This is a genomic window from Nosocomiicoccus massiliensis, assembly GCF_002871345.2.
GTDB classification, from domain to species: Bacteria; Bacillota; Bacilli; order Staphylococcales; family Salinicoccaceae; genus Nosocomiicoccus; species Nosocomiicoccus ampullae_A.
On sequence record NZ_CP136964.1, the window covers coordinates 252,915 to 274,127 of the forward strand.

General features: G+C 35.4%; 22 protein-coding genes and 1 pseudogene. 21 read left to right on the plus strand and 2 right to left on the minus strand.

What is annotated here, in order from left to right; all coding sequences use genetic code 11:
- The first annotated feature begins 21 nt into the window (after positions 1-21).
- The 3 genes and pseudogenes from CJ229_RS01245 to CJ229_RS01255 form a co-directional block, all read left to right on the plus strand.
- Entirely contained in the window at positions 22-435 is a 414-nt protein-coding gene (locus tag CJ229_RS01245) for an RrF2 family transcriptional regulator (protein WP_070622385.1), read from the plus strand.
- A 67-nt stretch (positions 436-502) separates the two neighbouring features.
- Entirely contained in the window at positions 503-1,045 is a 543-nt protein-coding gene (locus CJ229_RS01250; protein ID WP_317846594.1) for a helix-turn-helix domain-containing protein, read from the plus strand.
- Positions 1,015-1,917: pseudogene (locus CJ229_RS01255) on the plus strand (IS3 family transposase); the annotation flags it as partial. The gene CJ229_RS01250 and the pseudogene CJ229_RS01255, both read left to right, overlap by 31 nt.
- Positions 1,918-1,964: 47 nt before the next feature.
- Here CJ229_RS01255 and CJ229_RS01260 read toward each other — a convergent pair.
- Both CJ229_RS01260 and CJ229_RS01265 read right to left on the minus strand, forming a co-directional pair.
- Positions 1,965-3,644 carry an ABC1 kinase family protein gene (locus tag CJ229_RS01260; protein WP_102167363.1) on the minus strand — a complete coding sequence of 560 codons (1,680 nt, stop codon included), beginning with the start codon at positions 3,642-3,644 and terminating at the stop codon, positions 1,965-1,967.
- Positions 3,645-3,843: 199 nt separating this feature from the next.
- On the minus strand, positions 3,844-4,848 hold the full coding sequence (locus tag CJ229_RS01265) for an LLM class flavin-dependent oxidoreductase (RefSeq protein ID WP_070622388.1): 1,005 nt from the start codon (positions 4,846-4,848) through the stop codon (positions 3,844-3,846).
- A gap of 142 nt (positions 4,849-4,990) precedes the next feature.
- Here CJ229_RS01265 and CJ229_RS01270 point away from each other — a divergent pair, with 142 nt between their 5' ends.
- From CJ229_RS01270 to yqeK, 18 genes are all read left to right on the plus strand, one after another.
- The gene (locus CJ229_RS01270) at positions 4,991-6,103 is read left to right on the plus strand and encodes a cysteine desulfurase family protein (protein WP_102167362.1); all 1,113 of its coding nucleotides are present in this window, start codon (positions 4,991-4,993) and stop codon (positions 6,101-6,103) included.
- Positions 6,104-6,117: 14 nt separating this feature from the next.
- A complete protein-coding gene (gene mnmA, locus CJ229_RS01275; RefSeq protein ID WP_317846595.1) occupies positions 6,118-7,224 on the plus strand; it encodes a tRNA 2-thiouridine(34) synthase MnmA in 1,107 nt (368 codons plus the stop codon).
- Positions 7,221-7,865, plus strand: a complete 645-nt coding sequence (locus tag CJ229_RS01280; protein ID WP_070456370.1) for a tetratricopeptide repeat protein — start codon at positions 7,221-7,223, stop codon at positions 7,863-7,865. The genes mnmA and CJ229_RS01280 overlap by 4 nt, the downstream gene beginning before the upstream one ends.
- The gene (locus CJ229_RS01285; RefSeq protein ID WP_317846596.1) at positions 7,865-10,231 is read left to right on the plus strand and encodes an SF1B family DNA helicase RecD2; all 2,367 of its coding nucleotides are present in this window, start codon (positions 7,865-7,867) and stop codon (positions 10,229-10,231) included. Before CJ229_RS01280 ends, CJ229_RS01285 begins: the two co-directional genes overlap by 1 nt.
- 222 nt (positions 10,232-10,453) lie before the next feature.
- Positions 10,454-13,081 carry an alanine--tRNA ligase gene (gene alaS, locus CJ229_RS01290; protein ID WP_102167359.1) on the plus strand — a complete coding sequence of 876 codons (2,628 nt, stop codon included), beginning with the start codon at positions 10,454-10,456 and terminating at the stop codon, positions 13,079-13,081.
- Positions 13,082-13,141: 60 nt separating this feature from the next.
- Complete coding sequence (locus tag CJ229_RS01295; protein ID WP_040928416.1) at positions 13,142-13,405, plus strand: IreB family regulatory phosphoprotein; 264 nt, start codon at positions 13,142-13,144, stop codon at positions 13,403-13,405.
- Positions 13,398-13,820: a Holliday junction resolvase RuvX gene (ruvX, locus tag CJ229_RS01300; RefSeq protein WP_102167358.1), complete on the plus strand. Its 423-nt coding sequence runs from the start codon at positions 13,398-13,400 to the stop codon at positions 13,818-13,820. The genes CJ229_RS01295 and ruvX overlap by 8 nt, the downstream gene beginning before the upstream one ends.
- A gap of 12 nt (positions 13,821-13,832) precedes the next feature.
- Complete coding sequence (locus CJ229_RS01305) at positions 13,833-14,141, plus strand: DUF1292 domain-containing protein (protein WP_068128213.1); 309 nt, start codon at positions 13,833-13,835, stop codon at positions 14,139-14,141.
- A gap of 52 nt (positions 14,142-14,193) precedes the next feature.
- On the plus strand, positions 14,194-15,318 hold the full coding sequence (mltG, locus tag CJ229_RS01310; RefSeq protein ID WP_068128215.1) for an endolytic transglycosylase MltG: 1,125 nt from the start codon (positions 14,194-14,196) through the stop codon (positions 15,316-15,318).
- A 93-nt stretch (positions 15,319-15,411) separates the two neighbouring features.
- Positions 15,412-16,020 carry an O-methyltransferase gene (locus tag CJ229_RS01315; RefSeq protein WP_068128217.1) on the plus strand — a complete coding sequence of 203 codons (609 nt, stop codon included), beginning with the start codon at positions 15,412-15,414 and terminating at the stop codon, positions 16,018-16,020.
- Between the two features lie 12 nt (positions 16,021-16,032).
- Complete coding sequence (greA, locus tag CJ229_RS01320) at positions 16,033-16,512, plus strand: transcription elongation factor GreA (protein ID WP_040928411.1); 480 nt, start codon at positions 16,033-16,035, stop codon at positions 16,510-16,512.
- Positions 16,505-17,203, plus strand: coding sequence for a 5'-methylthioadenosine/adenosylhomocysteine nucleosidase (locus tag CJ229_RS01325; RefSeq protein ID WP_257993688.1), 699 nt, complete (start codon positions 16,505-16,507; stop codon positions 17,201-17,203). Before greA ends, CJ229_RS01325 begins: the two co-directional genes overlap by 8 nt.
- Positions 17,204-17,379: 176 nt before the next feature.
- Positions 17,380-17,910 carry a YqeG family HAD IIIA-type phosphatase gene (locus CJ229_RS01330; protein ID WP_068128219.1) on the plus strand — a complete coding sequence of 177 codons (531 nt, stop codon included), beginning with the start codon at positions 17,380-17,382 and terminating at the stop codon, positions 17,908-17,910.
- The gene (gene yqeH, locus CJ229_RS01335) at positions 17,911-19,014 is read left to right on the plus strand and encodes a ribosome biogenesis GTPase YqeH (RefSeq protein ID WP_070622402.1); all 1,104 of its coding nucleotides are present in this window, start codon (positions 17,911-17,913) and stop codon (positions 19,012-19,014) included.
- A 1-nt stretch (position 19,015) separates the two neighbouring features.
- Positions 19,016-19,813, plus strand: a complete 798-nt coding sequence (aroE, locus tag CJ229_RS01340) for a shikimate dehydrogenase (protein WP_070622403.1) — start codon at positions 19,016-19,018, stop codon at positions 19,811-19,813.
- Positions 19,810-20,103 carry a ribosome assembly RNA-binding protein YhbY gene (yhbY, locus tag CJ229_RS01345; RefSeq protein ID WP_068128226.1) on the plus strand — a complete coding sequence of 98 codons (294 nt, stop codon included), beginning with the start codon at positions 19,810-19,812 and terminating at the stop codon, positions 20,101-20,103. The genes aroE and yhbY overlap by 4 nt, the downstream gene beginning before the upstream one ends.
- The gene (nadD, locus tag CJ229_RS01350) at positions 20,100-20,663 is read left to right on the plus strand and encodes a nicotinate (nicotinamide) nucleotide adenylyltransferase (RefSeq protein ID WP_070622404.1); all 564 of its coding nucleotides are present in this window, start codon (positions 20,100-20,102) and stop codon (positions 20,661-20,663) included. Before yhbY ends, nadD begins: the two co-directional genes overlap by 4 nt.
- Entirely contained in the window at positions 20,656-21,213 is a 558-nt protein-coding gene (gene yqeK, locus CJ229_RS01355) for a bis(5'-nucleosyl)-tetraphosphatase (symmetrical) YqeK (RefSeq protein WP_102167357.1), read from the plus strand. The genes nadD and yqeK overlap by 8 nt, the downstream gene beginning before the upstream one ends.

Genomic DNA, 21,213 nt, shown 5'->3' on the forward strand with positions numbered 1-21,213 from the left:
ATATGACTAAGAGGTGATGACGTGAAGATATCAACTAAAGGGCGCTACGGATTATATTTTATGAACGTCCTCGCATCTGAATATGGAGTTAAAAAGCGTTCAGTGAAATCTGTCGCGACTGAAAGAGGAATAAGCGACTTATATTTAGAACAAATCGTCGCGTGTCTAAAAAAAGCAGATTTAGTAAAAAGTACGCGCGGAGCGTACGGTGGTTATGAGTTAAATTATCCGCCAGATGAAATTACAGTGCTCGACGTATTCCAAGCTGTCGGCGAAAATATAATCGCAATAGAGTTAGACGATAAAGACACAAAAAACGAGAGATTCTTATGGAAAAGAATACGAGATGCGTCACACGACGTGCTGCGTCATACGACGTTACATGATCTTGAGAATCAATCAGACGAGTTTGATGATTATATGTTCTATATTTAAACACCTCCCAATTTGAGGTGCACCCCTAAAGTTGGACACTAAAATCCAACTTTAGGGGTGTTTTTGTATGAAGTATAAAAAGCATAGCTTTGAATTTAAGGTAAAAGTAGTTAATGAATATTTAAATGAAGCAGGAGGATATAAATTTTTAGGTGAAAAGCATAATGTGGATAGATTGCTTGTTCAAACATGGGTAAAACAATACAACACATATGGCTATCAGGGCCTCACTAAATCTCTAAGTAATACTCAATATACTAGTGAATTTAAGCGAGCTGTTTTAAAATATAGAGAAGAAAATCAATTGTCTTATAGAGAAACAGCGGAACACTTTGGTATCAAGCATTTTTCAACAATCGCTAACTGGAATCGCAAGATTCAAGAAGGTGGCCCAGCTGCTCTAGAGGGCAAACAAGGGAGACCAATAAAACATATGCCTAATAAAGAAAATAACCAAAAACAAGTATCGAAGAGTGAACCACTGAATGAAACAGAACGCGAAGAGTTAGAACGTCTAAGAGAAGAACTAAGAATGAAAGAACTGGAAAATATCATTCTAAAAAAGTTAAATGCCTTACCGACAGATCCAACAGACAAAAAACGAAAGTAGCGCTTGAGGTAAGGCAAGAAACGACTTATACACTAAAAGAGATTTTAACAGTGTTGAAGCTACCGAAGTCTGTATATTACTACTGGATAAAACATATGGATGATCAGAAACAAAAAGATCGATGGCTAGTAAATAAAATTAAAGAAATTGTATCAAAACATAAAGGTAGATATGGTTACAGAAGAATCAAAGCGATACTCGAAAACAGAGAACAAATTGTGGTGAATCATAAGCGCTTGTTACGCATTATGAAAACCTATAATTTACTATGTCAAAAATTCAAAAACAAATCGAGAACACGTTACAGTTCATATAAAGGACAAGTTGGAAAAGTCGCTCCAAATAAGGTAAAGCGTAACTTTAAGCCGAAAACATTTAATCAACTATGGGTCACAGATGTCACAGAGTTTGCGTTACCTATCAAAGGCAAGAAACTATATTTATCAACGATTATGGATTGTTATAACTCTGAAGTGATTGCCTATCAATTAAGTCGTTCACCAAACCTAGCAATCGCTATAAATCCTTTAAATAAAGCACTTGAGGAACACCAACACAATCTAAACCAATTAGTTGTTCACTCGGATCAAGGATTTCATTATCAGCATAGTAGTTGGGGAAATACCATAACAGAATATGGTGCAACAATGAGTATGTCACGTAAAGGAAACTGTTTAGATAATTCACCGATGGAGAACTTCTTTGGCTTATTAAAGCAGGAAATGTTTTATGGAGAAGTATTCAAGACATATGAAGCATTAGAGATCGCAGTACATGAATATATTAGATACTATAATAAAGATAGAATTAAGCTAAAATTAAAAGGCATGTCTCCTGAAGAATTCAGGAAACATACCTTACAATCTGCATAATTCCAAAAGTCCAACTTTTGGGTAGCACATCAATTTGGGAGGTGTTTTCACATTCGACCACTTTTAAATATCGTAAATATTAGCCAAGAGAACATCGCAACTGCGAGTATCGTACCGAGTTCTATCACCGGGAATTTGTAGAGTATCGACCCTTGACCAAGTAGTGAAGATCCGACAATGATTCCGGCCATTAATATAGAGAGTGACATTAAGACGATTGAAAAAGAAATTCTATTAATCGTTCGGTCTAAATGTCTTCCGATACTTTTTTCTTCCTTAAGTTCTAGACTGATCGGCAATCGTCTCGTACTTAAACCTTTCGTAAATTGATGGATGTTTGTTACAGAATCTTCAACGATATCTGTTAACAGAATCCAGTCTTCAAACTTATCTTCCGCAACGCGTTTAGGGTTTAATCTTTTAAGTAATAACTTTTTACCAAACGGTTCAGCGACAGATAATATGCTGTAGTCTTTATATAAAATTTCAATGTTACCTTCTAACGTAATTAACGTTTTAGCAAGTAATGTAAAGTCTTTTGGTAAATGGATATGGTATTTATTTGTAATTGTAAATAAGTCTCTAACTGCATCTCCAAATTCTAAATCTTTCAGTGGAATATCATAATACTTATCTTGCATAAGCTCTGCTTCTTCGTATAAGTCATCTATATTTACGTCATCTGGTACAACGCCCATTTGTATAATTGAACGTACAACTTTTTTAGAGTTTTTTTGCATTAAACCAATAAGTAGGCTTCCGAAGTTTTGCTTGACGTTATCTGTGAGTTTCCCGACCATACCAAAGTCGATAAACCCAAGCGTACCATCGTTTAAGACGATGATGTTCCCTGGGTGAATATCCGCATGGAAAAATCCGTGTTCAAATATTTGTGTAAAAATTGTTCGCGCAAATGTATCTGCGAGTTGATAACGATCAAAGCCTTTTTTCGAAAGTTCATCGACTTTACGAATTGAAATACCTTCAAAATATTCCATCGTCAAAATCGTTTTGTTTGATAACATTTCATAGACGTGTGGGAATTTGACGTCCTCTGAATTTTTAAACTGACGTTCAATACGATTAATGTTTCTCGCTTCTAACGTATAATCCATTTCTTGAATAATTGCAGTAGATAACTCATCGACAATATCTGTAACTTGATATTGTTTCGCCCACTTAAAGTTCTTTTCAGCAACTTGTGCGATCGTTTTAAGTATTTCTAAATCGATACGAATATTTCTTTCAATGTTTGGTCGTTGAACTTTAATCGCAATGACTTCACCAGTTTTTAACACTGCGCGGTGAACTTGTCCAATCGACGCTGAACCGAGTGGTTCATCTTCAAATATTAAAAATGTGTCTTCGATTTTAATATCTAATTCTTGTTCGATTAAATCTCTTGCAGTTTCGCTAGAAAATGGAGGTACATTACTTTGAAGTTTTTCTAATTCTTTAATGAATGCCTCCGGTAATATATCACCACGTGTGCTCGCAATTTGGCCGAGTTTAACGTATGCAGGTCCTGCTTCTTCTAGAAATAATCGAATACGCTCTGCGATTGTTTTATCTTCTTCTTGTTTTTGGCTTTTATTAAATAATCGACTCGGTAAAGAGAGTAACTTATCTAAGCCACTTTCTTCGATAATAAACCCAAGTCCAGTTTTAGAAAACAAGATGGCAATTTCTCTAAAACGGTTAATATATTTAAATTGATTACGTATCATAATGTTCCTTCCAATCTAAAACGAGATGATGAAACGCTAGAAGAGTGCTAAAATAAGAGTTAACAATAATTACTATAAGAATAGGTGAAAACATTGCGTGAACTATTATTTTTAATTGCACCGATATTAATTATTCAAGTCATATTTTTTAGTGGTTTAATTTACTATATTTTATCAAAAAGAAAGCAATAAGATAGTCTTATTGCTTTTTATTATACTCTATAACGACGTCTTCAAATAATTGATAGCTCTTTATAAAAGCGTCTGTATCATAAATCGCAGTAGATGCGATGATTTCGTCGACGTCGAATTTATTTTGAAATGCTTCTAGGTCTTTAAGTGCTTGTTCTTTATCGCCAAGTATTTGAACTGGGAATTGATTGAGTATGATTTCTTTATGTTGCATTGACCAAATCTCGTCCATGTTTGTAACAGGTTGTTTCATCGGACCACGGTGATGTGTGATCATTCCGTAAACATTTTGATAATGGCTCGTTACGACGTATTCTGCTTCTTCTTGTGTGTCTTGAACGACGACGTTTAAGCACGCCATTTTATATGGTTCTTTTAATTGCTCACTCGGTGTAAAGTTGCGTTCATATATTTCAAATGCTTCTTCCATCATTGCTGGTGCAAAATGTGCAGCGAACGCATATGGCAGTCCTAAACGTGCGGCGATGTACGCTGAATCAGTTGAACTTCCTAAAACATATAACGGGATATTTGTGTTTAAACCTGGGTTCGCGATGACTTGCGACTCTTTATCAGATAAAAAGAATTGTAACTCACGAATTTCTTCTTCAAAGTCAAAGATACCTTGATGGTTACCACGGCGAATCGCGTTTGCTGTTACTTGATCTGTTCCAGGTGCTCTGCCAAGACCAATATCTAAACGGTCTCCAAATAATTCGTACATCGTACCGAATTCTTCAGCGACAATATACGGCGTATGATTTGGTAACATGACGCCGCCACTTCCGACGCGAATTCTTTTAGTATGTTGTAACGTGTACTGTATGAGTTGTCTTGTCGCACTAGATGCGATAGATTTCATATTATGATGTTCACTGATCCAGTAACGTTTATAACTAGAATCATCTAATGCTTCTGCTAAAAGACGCATACGTGTAAATGCATCTTTTGAATCGTATCCTTCACGTACATAGACTAAGTTTAATACTGATATATTGACTGGTTTACTCATTTAATCTCTCCCTTTTATATACTCTATAACTTACAAGACTTGACGTAATTTATCTAAAGAAACGACTCAGAGCAGTCGACTATATTTATAACGTTAAAAATGGTAAAATCTCTACTGAACTAAGTTTTAAAGGAGAAGTGTTATGGCTGTTTATTTAGATTATGCTGCAACAACACCAGTCGATAAAAAAATCATAAAAGGAATGCTAGAACATTCTGATATATATGGAAATCCGTCAAGTATTCACCGAATCGGTAAAGAAGCTAAGGCGTTTTTAGAAGAGAATCGACAAAAAATCGCTGAAGCAATTGGTGCAAAACCTGAGGAGATTATATTTACGAGTGGTGCAACAGAGTCTAACAACTTAGCCATTCGAGGGACACTCTCTCACTTTAATAGAGAAGTCAATGTAATTACGACAGAAGTAGAGCATATGTCGATATTAGAAACGGTTAAAGGGTTAAAAACACATGTAAAATATGTGCCTATACAAGAAAATGGTCTCATCAATTTAAACGAATTAAATAAGGAAATCGATGAAAATACAACGCTCGTTTCATTACATTACGTCAACAACGAAACAGGAGCAATCCAACCGGTAAAAGAGATTAAAGAATCACTACCAGAAGATGTATTACTTCATGTTGATGCTGCACAAGCAGTCGGTCACGTAAATGTGAATGTCGACGATTTAGGTGTGGACTTAATGAGTATGAGTGGTCATAAATTATATGCACCGAAAGGTGTAGGGGTATTATATGTAAGAAGCGTCACGCATTTACACGCACAACTCGTCGGTGGTAAACAAGAAAGAGAACGCCGTGCAGGTACTGAAAACTTGCTTTACAGTTATGCGATGAGTGAAGCTGTATTAGAAGCAGTTCAGTTAAAAGATGAAAGAAACAACGTGATTTTATCTCGTAAAGAGAAGCTCATAGATGGATTAAAAGAAGCGGGCGTTGAGTTTAAAGTAAACGGTGATTTAAACAGTCAATCTCCACATATTTTAAACATTTACGTGCCATTTTCAGAAACGGAACTTTTACTCACGGCATTAGATTTAGAGGGTATTTATATATCAGGTGGTAGTGCATGTAACGCTGGAACTGTAACACCGTCACACGTTATTACAAAAATGTATGATGAAAACCGTGCGGCACATTCACTTAGAATTAGTTTTAGTCATTTAACGACTGAAGATGATATAGAAAAAACAATACAGTCATTAAAGAAATTATATGATCGATTAAAATAAAGGGTTGAATATAAATGAAGAGAAAAGAAGATACGACAGTCGTCGTTGGAATGAGTGGTGGCGTTGACTCTTCAGTCACAGCGAAACTGTTAAAAGACGAAGGGTATAACGTCATCGGCATATTTATGAAAAACTGGGATTATACGGATGAGTTTGGTGTCTGTACAGCGACAGTCGATTATGAGGACGTCAGAAAAGTCGCTGAACAAATTGGTATACCATACTATTCAGTCAACTTTGAAAAAGAATATTACAATAGAGTATTCGAATACTTTTTAGAAGAATATAAACGTGGACGTACACCGAATCCAGACGTCATGTGTAATAAAGAAATTAAGTTTAAAGCATTTTTAGATCACGCGATGAAACTCGGTGCAGATTTTGTAGCGACAGGGCACTATGCGAGAGTGAATCACGACGGTGAAGTGACGATGCTTAAAGGTGTCGACGACAATAAAGACCAAACATACTTTTTAAACCAATTAACGAAAGAACAGTTAAGTAAAACACTATTCCCGTTAGGTGAAATTGATAAAAAAGAAGTTCGTGCACTCGCACATAAATTTAATCTCGCAACGAAAGATAAAAAAGATTCCACAGGAATTTGTTTTATCGGAGAAAGAGATTTTAAAACATTCCTTTCAAATTATTTACCAGCTAAACCAGGAAAAATAATCGACATGGAAACTGGCGAAGAAAAAGGCAAACACGACGGAATTATGTACTACACAATCGGTCAACGCCAAGGTTTAGGAATTGGTGGACCGGGTGGACCATATTTTGTCGCAGGTAAAAACTTAGAAACGAATGAATTATACGTCGTTACTGGATTCCATAATGAGAAATTATACTCAACGAGTCTTATCGCTGAAGACGTTAACTTCATTAATGATATGCCCGACGAATTTGATGCAAATGCGAAGTTTAGATATCGTCAAGCGGATAGTGCCGTATCTGTTAAAAAGATAGATGACAATAAAATTTTAGTAACGTTTAAAGCACCACAGCGCGCAGTCACACCTGGCCAAGCAGTCGTATTATATGACGGTGACAGAGTAATTGGTGGCGCGACGATTGACGAAGTGTTTAACGGTGAAGAGAAACTGGAGTATTTAGCATGAGTTTTAAATACGAAGATTCTATTCAAGCAGGCGATTATGAAACAGCGTTAAAGAAAATTTTTGATTCTATTGAAGAGGATCCGACAAATCCGGCGCACTATATTAACGGAGGTTCGGTTCTATATAACATCGGTAAACTTGAAGAGGCGAACAACTTCTTACTAAAAGCAATTGAACTTGATAAAAATAATTCTGCGGCATATTTTACGCTCGGCAATATGTATTTTAATGAAGGGAAATATAGAGATGCACGTACGCTACTCTTAAGTATTTATGATACGTTTAATGAAGACAAAGACATTAACTATTTACTCGCGATGACGCATGTCCATGAAGGAAATTTAAGTATGTCCATTCCGTTTTTTGAAGCGATGTATAGAGCAGATAAAGAAGACTATGAACTCGTATTTCAATATGCGTTAACACTTTGTCAACTCGGTTTACTTGATCAAGGTGAAATTTTACTCACGAATATTACGGACAAATACGATTTTGCCGACGCAGAATATAACTTAGGACTTATTAAATGGACAAAATATGACGATAAAGATGCAGCAAAAAGACATTTTGAAAAAGCAATTCAAATCAAACCAGACCATATACTTGCACATAACGGCATAAAAAATATAAACGAGGGATAATGATGACACAATTGACGATAGAAGATGATCTATTCGTTACTGGAACAGTCGACAAAATAATATTTCATAATGATGATAATCACTTCTACGTCATGCGTGTTTTGATCGATGAAACGAACACAGAATTAAAAGAAGAGACAATCATCACTGGGAATTTTCATCATGTCGATGAACATGAAACGTACACATTTACAGGCGAAATTGTCGAACATGCACGGTTTGGTAAACAGTTTAGTGCACGGCAAATTAAAAAGAATGTCCCACAGACAAAAGAAGGAATTATCCAATATTTGTCTGGTGAAAAATTTAAAGGTGTCGGTCAAAAAACAGCAGAAAACATCGTAAATACGCTCGGTGATAAGACGTTAGAACTCATATTAGAAAGCAAGTCGAATTTAGACCGAGTAAATGGTCTGACAAAAGAACGAAAAGAAACAATATACCGAACAGTCGTTGAAAACGAATCGACGACACGTGCGGATTTAATGATGATTGAGCTTGGTATTGCACCATCAAAACGCGCGAAAATTATCGATACATATAAAGAAGACATATTAAATATTCTACAAAATAATCCATACAAACTCGTCGAAGACATATTCGGTATCGGATTTAAAAAGGCAGACGAAATCGCAATTAAAGCAGGTATCGAACCAAATTCAACCGAAAGAATAGACGCAGGAATTAAATACGCATTAGAGACAGAGTTAAATGAAGTCGGACATACGTACGTAGAGTTAAACGATTTAATCAATCTATCTTTAAATATATTAAATAATCGTTCGATTTATTTTTCAGCATCTGACATTCATAAACGTATTGACGAGCTCGCTGAAAAAGATGAATTAGTAATAAGAGACAATAAAGTGACGTTAAAATTGTTTTTTCTTAGCGAACGTAAATCTGCTGAAAAAGTTTATGGACTTAGTCAACTAAAAGTAGAATCGTATAGTCATTCACGTATTGAAACAGTGATTTCACAAGTCGAGAAGTCGTTAGAAATTACATTTAATGATGAACAACAAAAAGCAATAAAGCATGCGATTCTTAATCCGATATCTGTCGTAACAGGTGGACCAGGGACAGGTAAAACAACAATTGTTTCAGGGATTATTGAGGTGTATAGAATCCTACATAATATAGATAAGTTTATCGACTTTGAAGGTGAAGAGTATCCAATAAAGCTTGCCGCACCAACAGGACGTGCAGCAAAACGAATGAAAGACGCAACAGGTATAGGCGCGTCGACAATTCACCGGTTAATTGGATATGGTCGTGATACTGAAGAGACAGATATATTAGACAATATTATCGATGCAGATTTAATAATCGTCGATGAGATGTCGATGGTCGATACGTGGTTGTTTTATCAGTTTATTAAAAACGTATTGCCAGAAACGCAAATCGTCTTCGTTGGAGATGATGCTCAGTTACCGTCAGTCGGTCCTGGAACAGTGTTTAAAGATTTAATAGAATCACAATCTGTGCCCGTGACAATTTTAAAAAAGATATACAGGCAAATGGAATCGTCGTCGATTATCCAACTTGCGTATCAAATTAACAATAACTTGCCAGTAAATATTTTAGAGAGACATCCAGATCGTACTTTTTTCCAAACGGACGCGAGTGGCATTATAAATATTGTTGACATCGTCGTAAAGGGTGCGGTTAAAAAGGGGTATACGATGCAAGATGTTCAAGTGCTTGCACCGATTTATAGAGGACCTGCCGGTATAAATGTGTTAAATCAAACGATTCAAAAAGTATTAAATCCTCCAAGTGAAGACAAAAAAGAAGTCGAGTTCGGAGATAAGATATATAGAGAAAACGATAAAGTCATTCAACTTGAAAATCGTCGTGAAGATAATGTGTTTAACGGTGACAGTGGAATCATTACAGAAATTACATATCGAGACGATAAAACGGGGACAAAAGAATCGATTACGGTAGACTTTTTAGGTCAAGAAATCGTATATGAACGTAAAGATTACTCAGAGTTGTCTCACGCATATTGTACGAGTATCCATAAAGCACAAGGTAGTGAATACCGAATTGTCATTATGCCAATCGTCAGACAGTATTATCATATGTTACAAAAGAATATTATTTATACTGGTATTACGCGCGCAAAAGAATCCCTCGTCTTATGCGGTGAACCAGATTCCTTTATCCATGCAATTAACCAAGAAGGTATCGAACGTCAAACGATGTTAAAAACGTATTTAAAAGAAATGTTTAAACAAACAGATATAAAAGAGACAATTGAAGAAACAGATAATCATATGTTAACGATGGAATTAATCATGCAAAAAAGAATCGACCCGATGATTAACATGTCAGGTGTTTCACCGTATGATTTCAATTGACTTTAAGACGTATGATTTTTATAATTATACTGATATTAGAACTATTTTATTCGATGAAAATACAGAAACGTTGCGGTAGATGAGAGCAATGCATCGATCTTTGTGCACACAACTATATACTTAAAGTGATGAATAACATTCATAATTTGGGTGGTACCGCGGATAGAATTCGCCCCTTTTTAATAAGGGCGAATTCTATTTTTTATTTTAGGAGGAATTAAAATGAAACAAATCTCAACAAACGAACTACGTCAAATGTTTTTAGACTTTTTCGAAACAAAAGGACACAACATTGAACCGAGTAGAAGCTTAGTACCAGTTAACGACGACACGTTACTGTGGATCAACTCAGGTGTGGCAACGTTAAAGAAGTATTTTGATGGAACTGAAAAGCCAAACAACCCAAGAATTGTAAACGCGCAAAAGTCGATTCGTACGAATGATATTGAAAATGTCGGTTTTACAGCGAGACACCATACGTTCTTTGAAATGCTTGGTAACTTTTCAATCGGTGACTATTTTAAAGAGGAAGCAATTGAATTTGCTTGGGAATTTTTAACGAGTGATCAATGGTTAAACTTTGAAGTAGATAAATTATACGTGACGATTCACCCTGAAGATGATGAGTCATATCATATTTGGAAAGATAAAATTGGTATTGAAGAAAGCCGAATTATCCGTATTGAAGGAAACTTCTGGGATATCGGTGAAGGGCCATGTGGACCAAACTCTGAAATATTCTACGACCGTGGGGAAACATATGAAGGAGATACACCAAGAGAAGAAATGTATCCAGGTGGAGAAAACGAACGTTACTTAGAAATTTGGAACTTAGTATTCTCTGAATTTAACCATAATAGCGATCATTCATATACGCCACTTCCAAGTCAAAACATTGATACAGGACTCGGGCTTGAAAGATTATCGAGCGTAATCCAAAACGTACCAACAAACTTTGATACGGACGTATTTATTCCAATTATTAATGAAATCGAGAAAGCTTCTCGTAAAACTTATCGTGATAACGATAAGGATGACGTTGCGTTTAAAGTTATTAGTGACCATATCCGTACAGTTGCGTTTGCGATTGGTGACGGTGCGTTACCTGGCAACGAGGGACGTGGATACGTGCTTAGAAGACTCATTCGTCGTGCAACGCGTTACGCAAAAGAACTCGGGATTAACGAAACGTTCTTATATAAATTAGTTGACGTCGTAGACGACGTTATGAACGCGTTCTATAAAGAAATTGGTGAAAATAAAGACTTTATTAAAAAAGTAATTCAACAAGAAGAATCGAGATTTTTACAAACGCTTGACGAAGGTATTGAAATTTACCGTACAGTTAAAGAAAAAGCATTAAAAGAAGATGAAGTAATTAGTGGTAAAGATGCATTTAAACTATATGATACGTTTGGATTTCCTGTTGAAATGACAGTAGAGTACGCAGAAGAAGACGGACTTGCTGTTGATCTTGACGGTTTTAAAGAAGAGATGGAACGACAAAGAGAACGTGCACGCGCTGCGCGAAAATCTTCTGAATCGATGAACGTACAATCAGAAACGTACCAGAAATTAGATAAGGAGAGTATCTTTACAGGGTATACTCACTTAAATGAAACTGCTGAACTGCTTTACATCGTTTCAAATGATGAAGTTGTCAATCATTATGACGGAAGTAATGACGTCGACGTCATTTTTGATAAAACCCCGTTTTACGCAGTGAGTGGTGGACAAGTTGCAGATGTCGGTGTCATTAAAAATGAACACGGTACAATGGAAGTTAAAAATGTATATAAAGGACCAAACGGACAAAACATCCATACAGTAGCTGTTACTGAAGGAGTCATCGCAACAGGTGAAACATATGAGTTAACAGTGGATCGTGAAAGCCGTAACTTTATCATTAAAAACCATACCGCAACACATTTACTACACCAAGCATTAAAAGACGTCGTTGGAGAGCATGCGAATCAAGCAGGTTCACTCGTTGAAAAAGAACGTCTACGCTTTGACTTTACACATCTTGAAGGTCTTAAAAAAGAAGAAGTAAAAGAGATTGAACGTATCGTAAACGAAAAAATCTTTGATTCACTTTACGTAGACATTAACGAGATGCCAATTGAAGACGCAAAACGTAAAGGAGCAATGGCATTATTCGGTGAAAAGTATGGAGCTATTGTTAGAGTTGTTGATATCGATCAGTATTCCGTTGAATTATGTGGTGGTGTCCACGTTAAAAACACATCCGAAATTGGACTCTTTAAAATCATTTCAGAAAGCGGAATCGGTGCTGGTGTAAGACGTATCGAAGCGGTCACTTCAAAATATGCGGTTGAATATTATGAAGATAAAGACAACGTACTTGAAGACGTAAATACGCATTTAAAAGTAAAATCTGGAAATACAATTTCTAAACTTGAACAATTACTTGAAGAAAAGAAGCAACTAGAGAAAGAAGTAAAGTCATTAAAATCAGAACTTCAAAAAGATGCATTATCTGATTTAACAGATGCTACGTTCGACATTAACGGATTTAATTTAATTGCGACTGAAGTTTCTGTTGATAGTGTTAAAGAACTGCGTCAGACGATGGATGTTATTAAATCTAAAAACCAAGAAAGCATTATTGCACTCATTTCAAATGTTGACGGCAAAGTATCGATGATTGTTACGGTGCCTAAAGCTAAAACATCAGTCGTAAAAGCTGGAGATATTATGAAACAAATGGCTGAAGCAGTTGACGGTAGAGGTGGCGGTCGCCCGGACATGGCACAAGGCGGCGGTACGAACACTGAAAATATGTCAGAAGCTTTACAAATCGTTAAAGATTATCTAAATGGTTTTTAATAATATAATAATTTGTTATACTAACACTATCTAACTTTAGTAGTCGAGGAGTGTTACTGCATGGATAATTTAAATAAGACAATGAAGTTTAACATTGAAGAAGCACAAAATGAGAATATCAAGAACGTCCTTTCGAATGTATATAAAACACTTGAAGAACGCGGCTACAATCCTGTAAACCAAATTGTAGGATATCTACAAAGTGGTGACCCGGCATTTATTCCGCGCCATAACGAAGCGAGAAACCAAATTCGTCATATTGAACGTGACGAGATTATGGAAGTGCTCGTGAAAAGTTACATTACACGTGAACTCAATGAGTAAAACACTTGGGTTAGATGTAGGTACTAAAACGATTGGTGTTGCAGTGAGTGATAGTTTAGGCTGGACAGCACAAGGGTTAACAACTTTAAAGGTCGATACGGCACAAAATGATTTTGGTCTAAATGATCTAGCAAAAATTATTAAAGATGAAAATATTACGACGATTGTCGTCGGTTTACCGAAGCACATGAATAACTCAGTCGGTGAAAGTGGCGAACGTTCGATTCATTTTTCTGAACTTTTAAAAGAAAAGTTTCCGACAATTCAAGTTGAATTGTGGGATGAACGACTCAGTACGATGGCCGCAGAACGCACGCTTCTTGAAGCGGATTTATCGAGGAGAAAACGTAGTAAAGTGATCGATAAAATGGCTGCAGTATTTATATTACAAGGGTACTTAGACCGATTTAATTAAAGGAGAATATTAATGTCAAATGAATTTGAATTAAACACAGATGATGAGTTAATGACGCTTGTCGATGAAGAAGGTAATGAAACACTTTACAGAAAATTAATGGAGTTTCATCATCCAGGATTTGACAAAACATACGTAATTGTTGCAGAAGAAAGCAACTATAACTCTGAAGATGATGATGAGCAAATCGAATTAATTCCTATGATTGCTGAACCTTTAGACGATGGTGAAAATTACCGTTTTGCACCAGTTGAATCTGATGAAGAGTGGGACATGATTGAAGAAATCGTAAACACAAACTTTGACGATATTGAAGAATAATTATAATTGCTTCCGTGAATTCGGGAGCAATTTTTAAAAATAAGGAGAAATTATGACAAACAATGATGATTTAAGATTTTCAAAAAACGTATCATCTTATGTTTCGGTAATCATCGTCCTTGCGATTATTGCAATGCTCGTTTTAGGAGCATTGTTTGGCGTGTTTTACATTAAGCAAGGTATGAAGCCGTTAGACAAAGATTCAACCGAGGTCGTACGAGTTGAAGTTCCAGCAGGTTCTTCATCGACTGATATTAGTAATATGTTAGAAGAGAAAGGGATTATTAAAAACAGTAAGTTTTTTAAACTTTACTTAAGACTTAATAGCATTTCAAACTATCAAGCGGGAGAATTTGAACTTTCGCCTTCTATGGATTATGAAACAATTGCAAAAACATTAGAAACTGGTGTGTTGTACGAAGAGGTGCATTATAAATTAACAGTGCCTGAAGGGTATACTGTCGATGAAATTGGAGATCTCGTACAAGAAGTACTTCCAGTTGAAAAAGATGAGTTTATAAACTTAGTTCAAGACAAAGAATATTTAAAAGAGTTGCAAAAAGATTATAAAGACATGTTAACGGATGAAATATTTGATGAAGATATTAAATATCCGCTCGAAGGGTACTTATATCCAGCGACTTACGATATCACTGAAGAGCAGCCGGATTTAGATAAGTTAGTGCGTCAAATGTTAAACGCCACGCGAAGTAATACGTTTAACTTATATAAATCTGTCACATACACTGTGAACTATGAAGGAGAAAATGAAGAGTTATCATTCCATGAATTCTTAACATTCTCTTCACTTGTAGAAAAAGAAGCGACGAGTTTAGCTGATCGCGCTAAAATTACGAGTGTGTTTTTAAACAGAATGGCTGAAAATCCATCGATGCCTCTTCAAACGGACCCGACTGTTTTATACGCAAAAGGCATTCATAAAGAAGTCGTCTTATACGAAGACTTAGAAGTCGATGACCCGTTTAACACATATATTCATAAAGGATTAACACCAGGGCCAATCGGTGCACCTGGAACTGAGTCCGTTCAAAGTGTATTAAATCCAGCGAATACGAATTACTACTACTTCTTAGCTGATAAGGATGGAGTTAACCATTTCGCTGAAACATATGAAGAACACCAAGAGAATCGTGAAAAGTATATAGAAGGTGACTGATTTCGCTTTCTCTTTTTAAAACTTTATGTTAATATCTAACTAATATCTACAACTGGCATTGATTTGCCGGTTGTATATTTTTGTGGTGAAAACATGACTATAGAAGAATATTTAAAACAATTGAACACAAAAACTGAGTCGTTTCAAGACGTTTATGAGTACGCTGTAAATAATCGTGTACCAATTATCGATAGCGATGCACTGACTGTATTAAAACAACTCATTCAATTAACACGTCGTAAAAAAATATTAGAGATCGGAACAGCAATCGGATATAGTGGACTCCATATGCTCAGTGTCAACAAAGATATTACATTAACGACGATTGAGAAAGATGAAGCTTCATATGACATTTCAAAAGAAAACTTTTTAAAACACGGTGTAAGTGAAAGAGTGAATGGTATACTCGGTGATGCAAAAGAAGTCGAATTAGAAGATACATTTGATTTGCTTTTTATCGATGCATCGAAAGGTAACAATAAGCTCTTCTTTGAAAAGTACAGTCCACTACTTACGGATGATGGTATTATCGTTGTCGATAATATATTATTACGTGGTCAAATTGTAGAAGAGAATCTACATAGTAAAAACAAAATTAAACTACGTGATAAAGTACGTCAATTTAACGAATACATTTATGAAAACTATCCGTCAGCGTCATTTTTAAATGTCGGCGATGGACTATTAATTATAAGTAAATAACGGAGTGAAAACATGGATTTAAATAATAAAGAATACCCAATGACACAAGAAGGATTTGACAAACTTCAAGAAGAACTCGATCATTTAAAAACAGTAAAACGACCTGAAGTCGTTGAAAAGATTAAAGTTGCACGTAGTTTTGGAGACCTTTCTGAGAACTCTGAGTACGATGCAGCAAAAGATGAACAAGGTTTCGTAGAGCAAGAAATCTCTAAAATTGAAGAGATGATTCGTTACGCTAAAATTATCGAAGAAAACGTCGATAATACAGAAGTTCAAATTGGTAAAACAGTAACATTTAAAGAGTTACCAAATGGACCTGAAGAATCTTATAAAATCGTCGGTTCTGCAGAGGCAGATCCATTTGAAGGTAAAATTTCAAATGAGTCTCCGATTGCGGGCGCATTAATCGGCTCAAAATTAAACGATGAAGTAAACGTACCACTTCCAAACGGTAACGAAATGAAAGTGAAAATCGTTAAAATTGACTAATACAATTGGTATTATTGGAGCAATGCAACCGGAAGTAGAGATATTAAAAAATGACATGGACATTACACGTACTGTTAATATTGCTCACGTTGAGTTTTATGAAGGTACGTTACAAGATAAAAATATCGTTCTCGTTGAAAGTGGGATCGGTAAAGTAAATGCATCGATTATTACAGCGTTATTAATACAAACTTTTAACGTAGATGTGATCATTAATACTGGTGTTGCTGGTAGTTTAGCTGAAGAACTCGATATTTTAGATATGGTCATAAGCAGTCATACTGCGCACCACGATGTTGAAGCGACAACATTTGGTTATGAAATAGGGCAAGTACCATCAATGCCACTCAACTTTGAAGCAGATACGCGCTTTATAGAAGCTACGAAACTTGCACTTAATGAATACAATGAAATTAACTATACAGTCGGTGAAGTCGTTAGTGGCGATCAATTTATCGACACAGATGATAAAAAACAAACGATTTTAAATGCGTTCAGTAATGCAAAAGCAGTCGATATGGAATCTGCTGCGATTGCACAAACGTGTTATCAATTTAAAACACCGTATTTAATATTACGTTCGATGAGTGACAAAGCAGATGGTTCAGCGGATATGAACTATGATGAGTTTCTTAGAAAAGCTTGTATTCACTCATCTAACACGGTAAAATTAGTATTAGAGAAACTGTGATTCGGAGGGGTAAAGTAATGCTATTTCTTATGGTTTTTGCCTTAATTGTAACTACAATTGTTGGTTTCTTTATTTATAAAGAAACTGAAGTTGAACACACACAAGGAATTGAAGAGTAATTGAGACGGCGCCTTTTTTGGGCGCTTTTTATTTTTAAAAATTAAGAGGTTAATGATATGAAAACTGTGTTAAAAGATTATTTTTTGCCAAGTGATTACGTCAATCGTTTTACTGACATTACATCTGATTATTTAAAATCACATGACAAAACTGCAGTGATGATTGACTTAGACAATACACTCGTCGCTTTTGATGATCCAGATATTAACGATGAAGTCATCGAATGGATAGAAACGTTACAAGAAGACGGTATTCAAGTTCTTATTCTATCTAACGGAAGAAAAAATAGGGTCGAACGCTTTTGTAAAGACTCAGATTTGAAGTACATTCATACAGCGAGAAAACCAGCAATGCGAGGCTTCCATAAAGGAATTACAGAGCTCGGTGTGAAGAAGAAAGCAGTTGTAATGATTGGAGACCAAGTGATGACAGACGTACTCGGTGCCAATAGAACTGGAATCGATAGTATTTTAGTGTTACCTGTAAAAGAGAAAGACGCTTTTGTTACGAAGTTTAACCGCCGTATGGAACGACGTATTATGAAATGGATAGCTGATGAGGACTTACTAAATTGGAGGAACTATTAAATGACTGAATATAAATGTATCGGCTGCGGCGCAGTACTACAGTCTGAAGATGAAAATGAAAGCGGGTTTGTACCAAAAAGTCGTATTCACGAAGAAGACGTCATTTGTAGACGTTGCTTTCGTTTAAAAAATTATAATGAGACACCTGACGTTAATATTGAATCTGGTGAATTTATGACGATGTTAAACTCGATTTATGAAAAAGACGGAGTTATCGTTAAAGTGATCGACGTGTTTGACTTTGAAGGTAGTATTATTCCATCGTTTAACCGTATCGTTGGAAATAAGAAAATTATCGTTGCGGTAAATAAAATTGATCTTCTTCCTAAATCTACTAATGTGAGTCGTTTATTGAATCGCCTTAAAAAGATGCTTGCAGATGAAGGAATTATTGCCAATGAAACAGTCGTTGTTTCAGGTGCAAAAGGTTTTGGATTAGATGATTTGATCGAACAAATCAATCAATATAGCGTAGGTAAAGATGTATATGTAGTTGGTACGACAAACGTTGGTAAATCTACGTTAATTAATAAATTAATAGAAGCAACAACAGGTGAAAAAGAAGTGATTACGACGTCTAATATCCCTGGAACGACACTTGGTATGATCGATATACCTCTTGGAAATAATCAGTTTATGTATGATACTCCTGGAGTTATTGCAAAAAGTGCGATGAGTACGGTGTTATCTCTAGACGACGTAAAACATATTATGCCTAAAAAAGAAATTAAGCCACTCACATATCAATTAGACGAAGGACAAACTTTATTTGTTTCAAACTTGGCACAAATTGATTTTGTAACAGGTAATCGCTCTAGTTTTACAATATATCGTAGTGATAAGCTTGTCGTTCATCGTACGAAACTAGATAATGCGAAAGAATTTTATCGTAAGCATTACAATGGATTACTTGCACCACCAGAATTAGAGTCTCCTATTTTACTTGATAATAGTGAGACATATACATTTAAAACAGACGTTCGTAGTGATATTTTAATTAGTGGATTATGTTTTATAACAGTGGATAAAGATATCACAGTAAACGTTACAGTACCTAAAGGTGTAAAAGTGATTGCACGCCATACGGTATTTAAGGATAAGTAAAATGAGCTATGCAGTCATTGGTTATCCAATACATCATACGTATTCACCACTGATTCATAATACTAATTTTAAAAAGAACGATGATCCATTAAACTACGGTAAATTAGAAATTACACCTGAGCAACTAAAAAATATTGATGCAATTATGAAAAAAGAAAATCTTTTAGGCATAAACGTGACGGTACCTCATAAAGAAGAAATTATCCAATATCTAGATGAGATAGATGGTCATGCGAAGGAAATTTACGCAGTAAATACAGTTAAACGAATAGATCATAAATTATACGGGTATAATACAGATGTATCTGGATATAAACAAACGATTATTGACAACGATATTAAACACGATAACGTTTTAATACTAGGTGCGGGTGGTGCGTCAAAAGCAGTGTGTCTTGCACACCTTGAGCTCGGTTCTAAAGTGACAATTGTTACGCGCCGTAAAGAAAGTTTTCAAAGTTTTAGAACTCATGATTTTACAGCGTTAACAATTGATGAGTTTGAAGGTGGGGCGTTTGATATTGTTATAAATGCAACACCACTCGGTTTAAAGAGTGAAGATGCTTTTCAAACGTTTAAACTAAATCAACTGACCAATATAGAAAGTACAGTAGGTTATGATTTAATCTATAATCCTGCAGTCACTCCTTTTATGTCATATTTTAAAACGTCATTTAATGGGCTTGATATGCTCGTAAATCAAGCGATGATGTCATATGAAATATGGACAGGAAAAGTAGGAGATAGAGAAGAAGTAAAGTCAGTATTGCGAACGTATTTAAAGGAGAATAATGGATGACATTAACTGGTAAACAAAAAAGATATTTAAGAAAACTTGCACATGATTTAAAACCGGTCTTTCAAGTCGGTAAATTAGGTGTAACTGATGAATTCAATGATCAAATTTCCGATTACTTTAATAGTCATGAACTATTAAAAATTTCTATACTTCAAAACTGTCCGTACGACAAAAAAGAGATTGCTGAGAAATTAGCGTCTGGTACAGACAGTCATTTAGTTCAAATTATCGGAAGTATTATCGTTTTGTATAAAGAAAACAAAGAAGAGAAGACGATTCAATTACCATGAGAAAAATCGGAGTGTTTGGTGGGACACTAGACCCGATTCATATCGGGCATACTCATTTAATCGTTGAAGCAAAACGTCATTTTGATTTAGATGAAGTAATTATCGTCCCAGCATTTCAATCACCACATAAAGCGGACCGTCCGATTCATGAATCGGACCGCTTAAAAATGATTGAACGTGCGACTAAAGATTTAGACTTTATTTCTATTGACATGTTCGAACTTGAACATAAAGGTAAAAGCTATACGTATGATACGATGTGTTATTTAAAAGAAAAGTTCCCGAATGATACACTCTATTTTATTATGGGAGAAGATCAGTTTCACGCATTTGATAGATGGTATAAGCACGAAGAACTACTTGAAATTGCGCAGTTTATTGTATTAAAACGTACGATGGAAGAGACAAATATTACTGCACCATTTCTAACAGCAACAGTACCTATAATTGAAGTGAGTTCTAGCGAAATACGTAAACGTATCGGAAATGACGATTATTATAGTCATCTCGTTCATAAGAACGTATTTGATTATATTAAGGAGCACGAGCTATATGAATGAGCTTGAAGCAAAACAACTCGTACAAGAAAAGTTGCCTGAAAAGCGATTCGCACATTCCTTGCGTGTTGCTGAAACGGCCGTTTTAATGGCACGATTGTTTAAAGCAGATGAAAAGAAATGTCATCTTGCTGGTCTTTTACATGATTACTGTAAGTATGACGACTTAAATGATATGCATGAAATCGTTAAAGAGAATAGTTTAGATGACGAACTACAACTATACACGAGTGCGATTTTACATGGACCTATCGCAGCATTTTTAATAGAAAAAGAGTTTAATATTCACGATGAAGAAATTCTTCTCGCTATTAAAAATCATACGTCTGGTCGTGCAGACATGAATTTAGTTGAAAAAATTATTTTTGTCGCAGATTATATTGAACCCGCTCGAACAACACCTGGTGTTGAAGACATTAGAGATATCGTATATAACGATCACGATTTAGAACGTGCGGTATTTGAAATTACGAGAAGAAATATCTGTTATTTAGCAGAACAAGGTGTAAAAATATATAGTGAAACGTTTAAGTGTTATAACTATTATAATTAA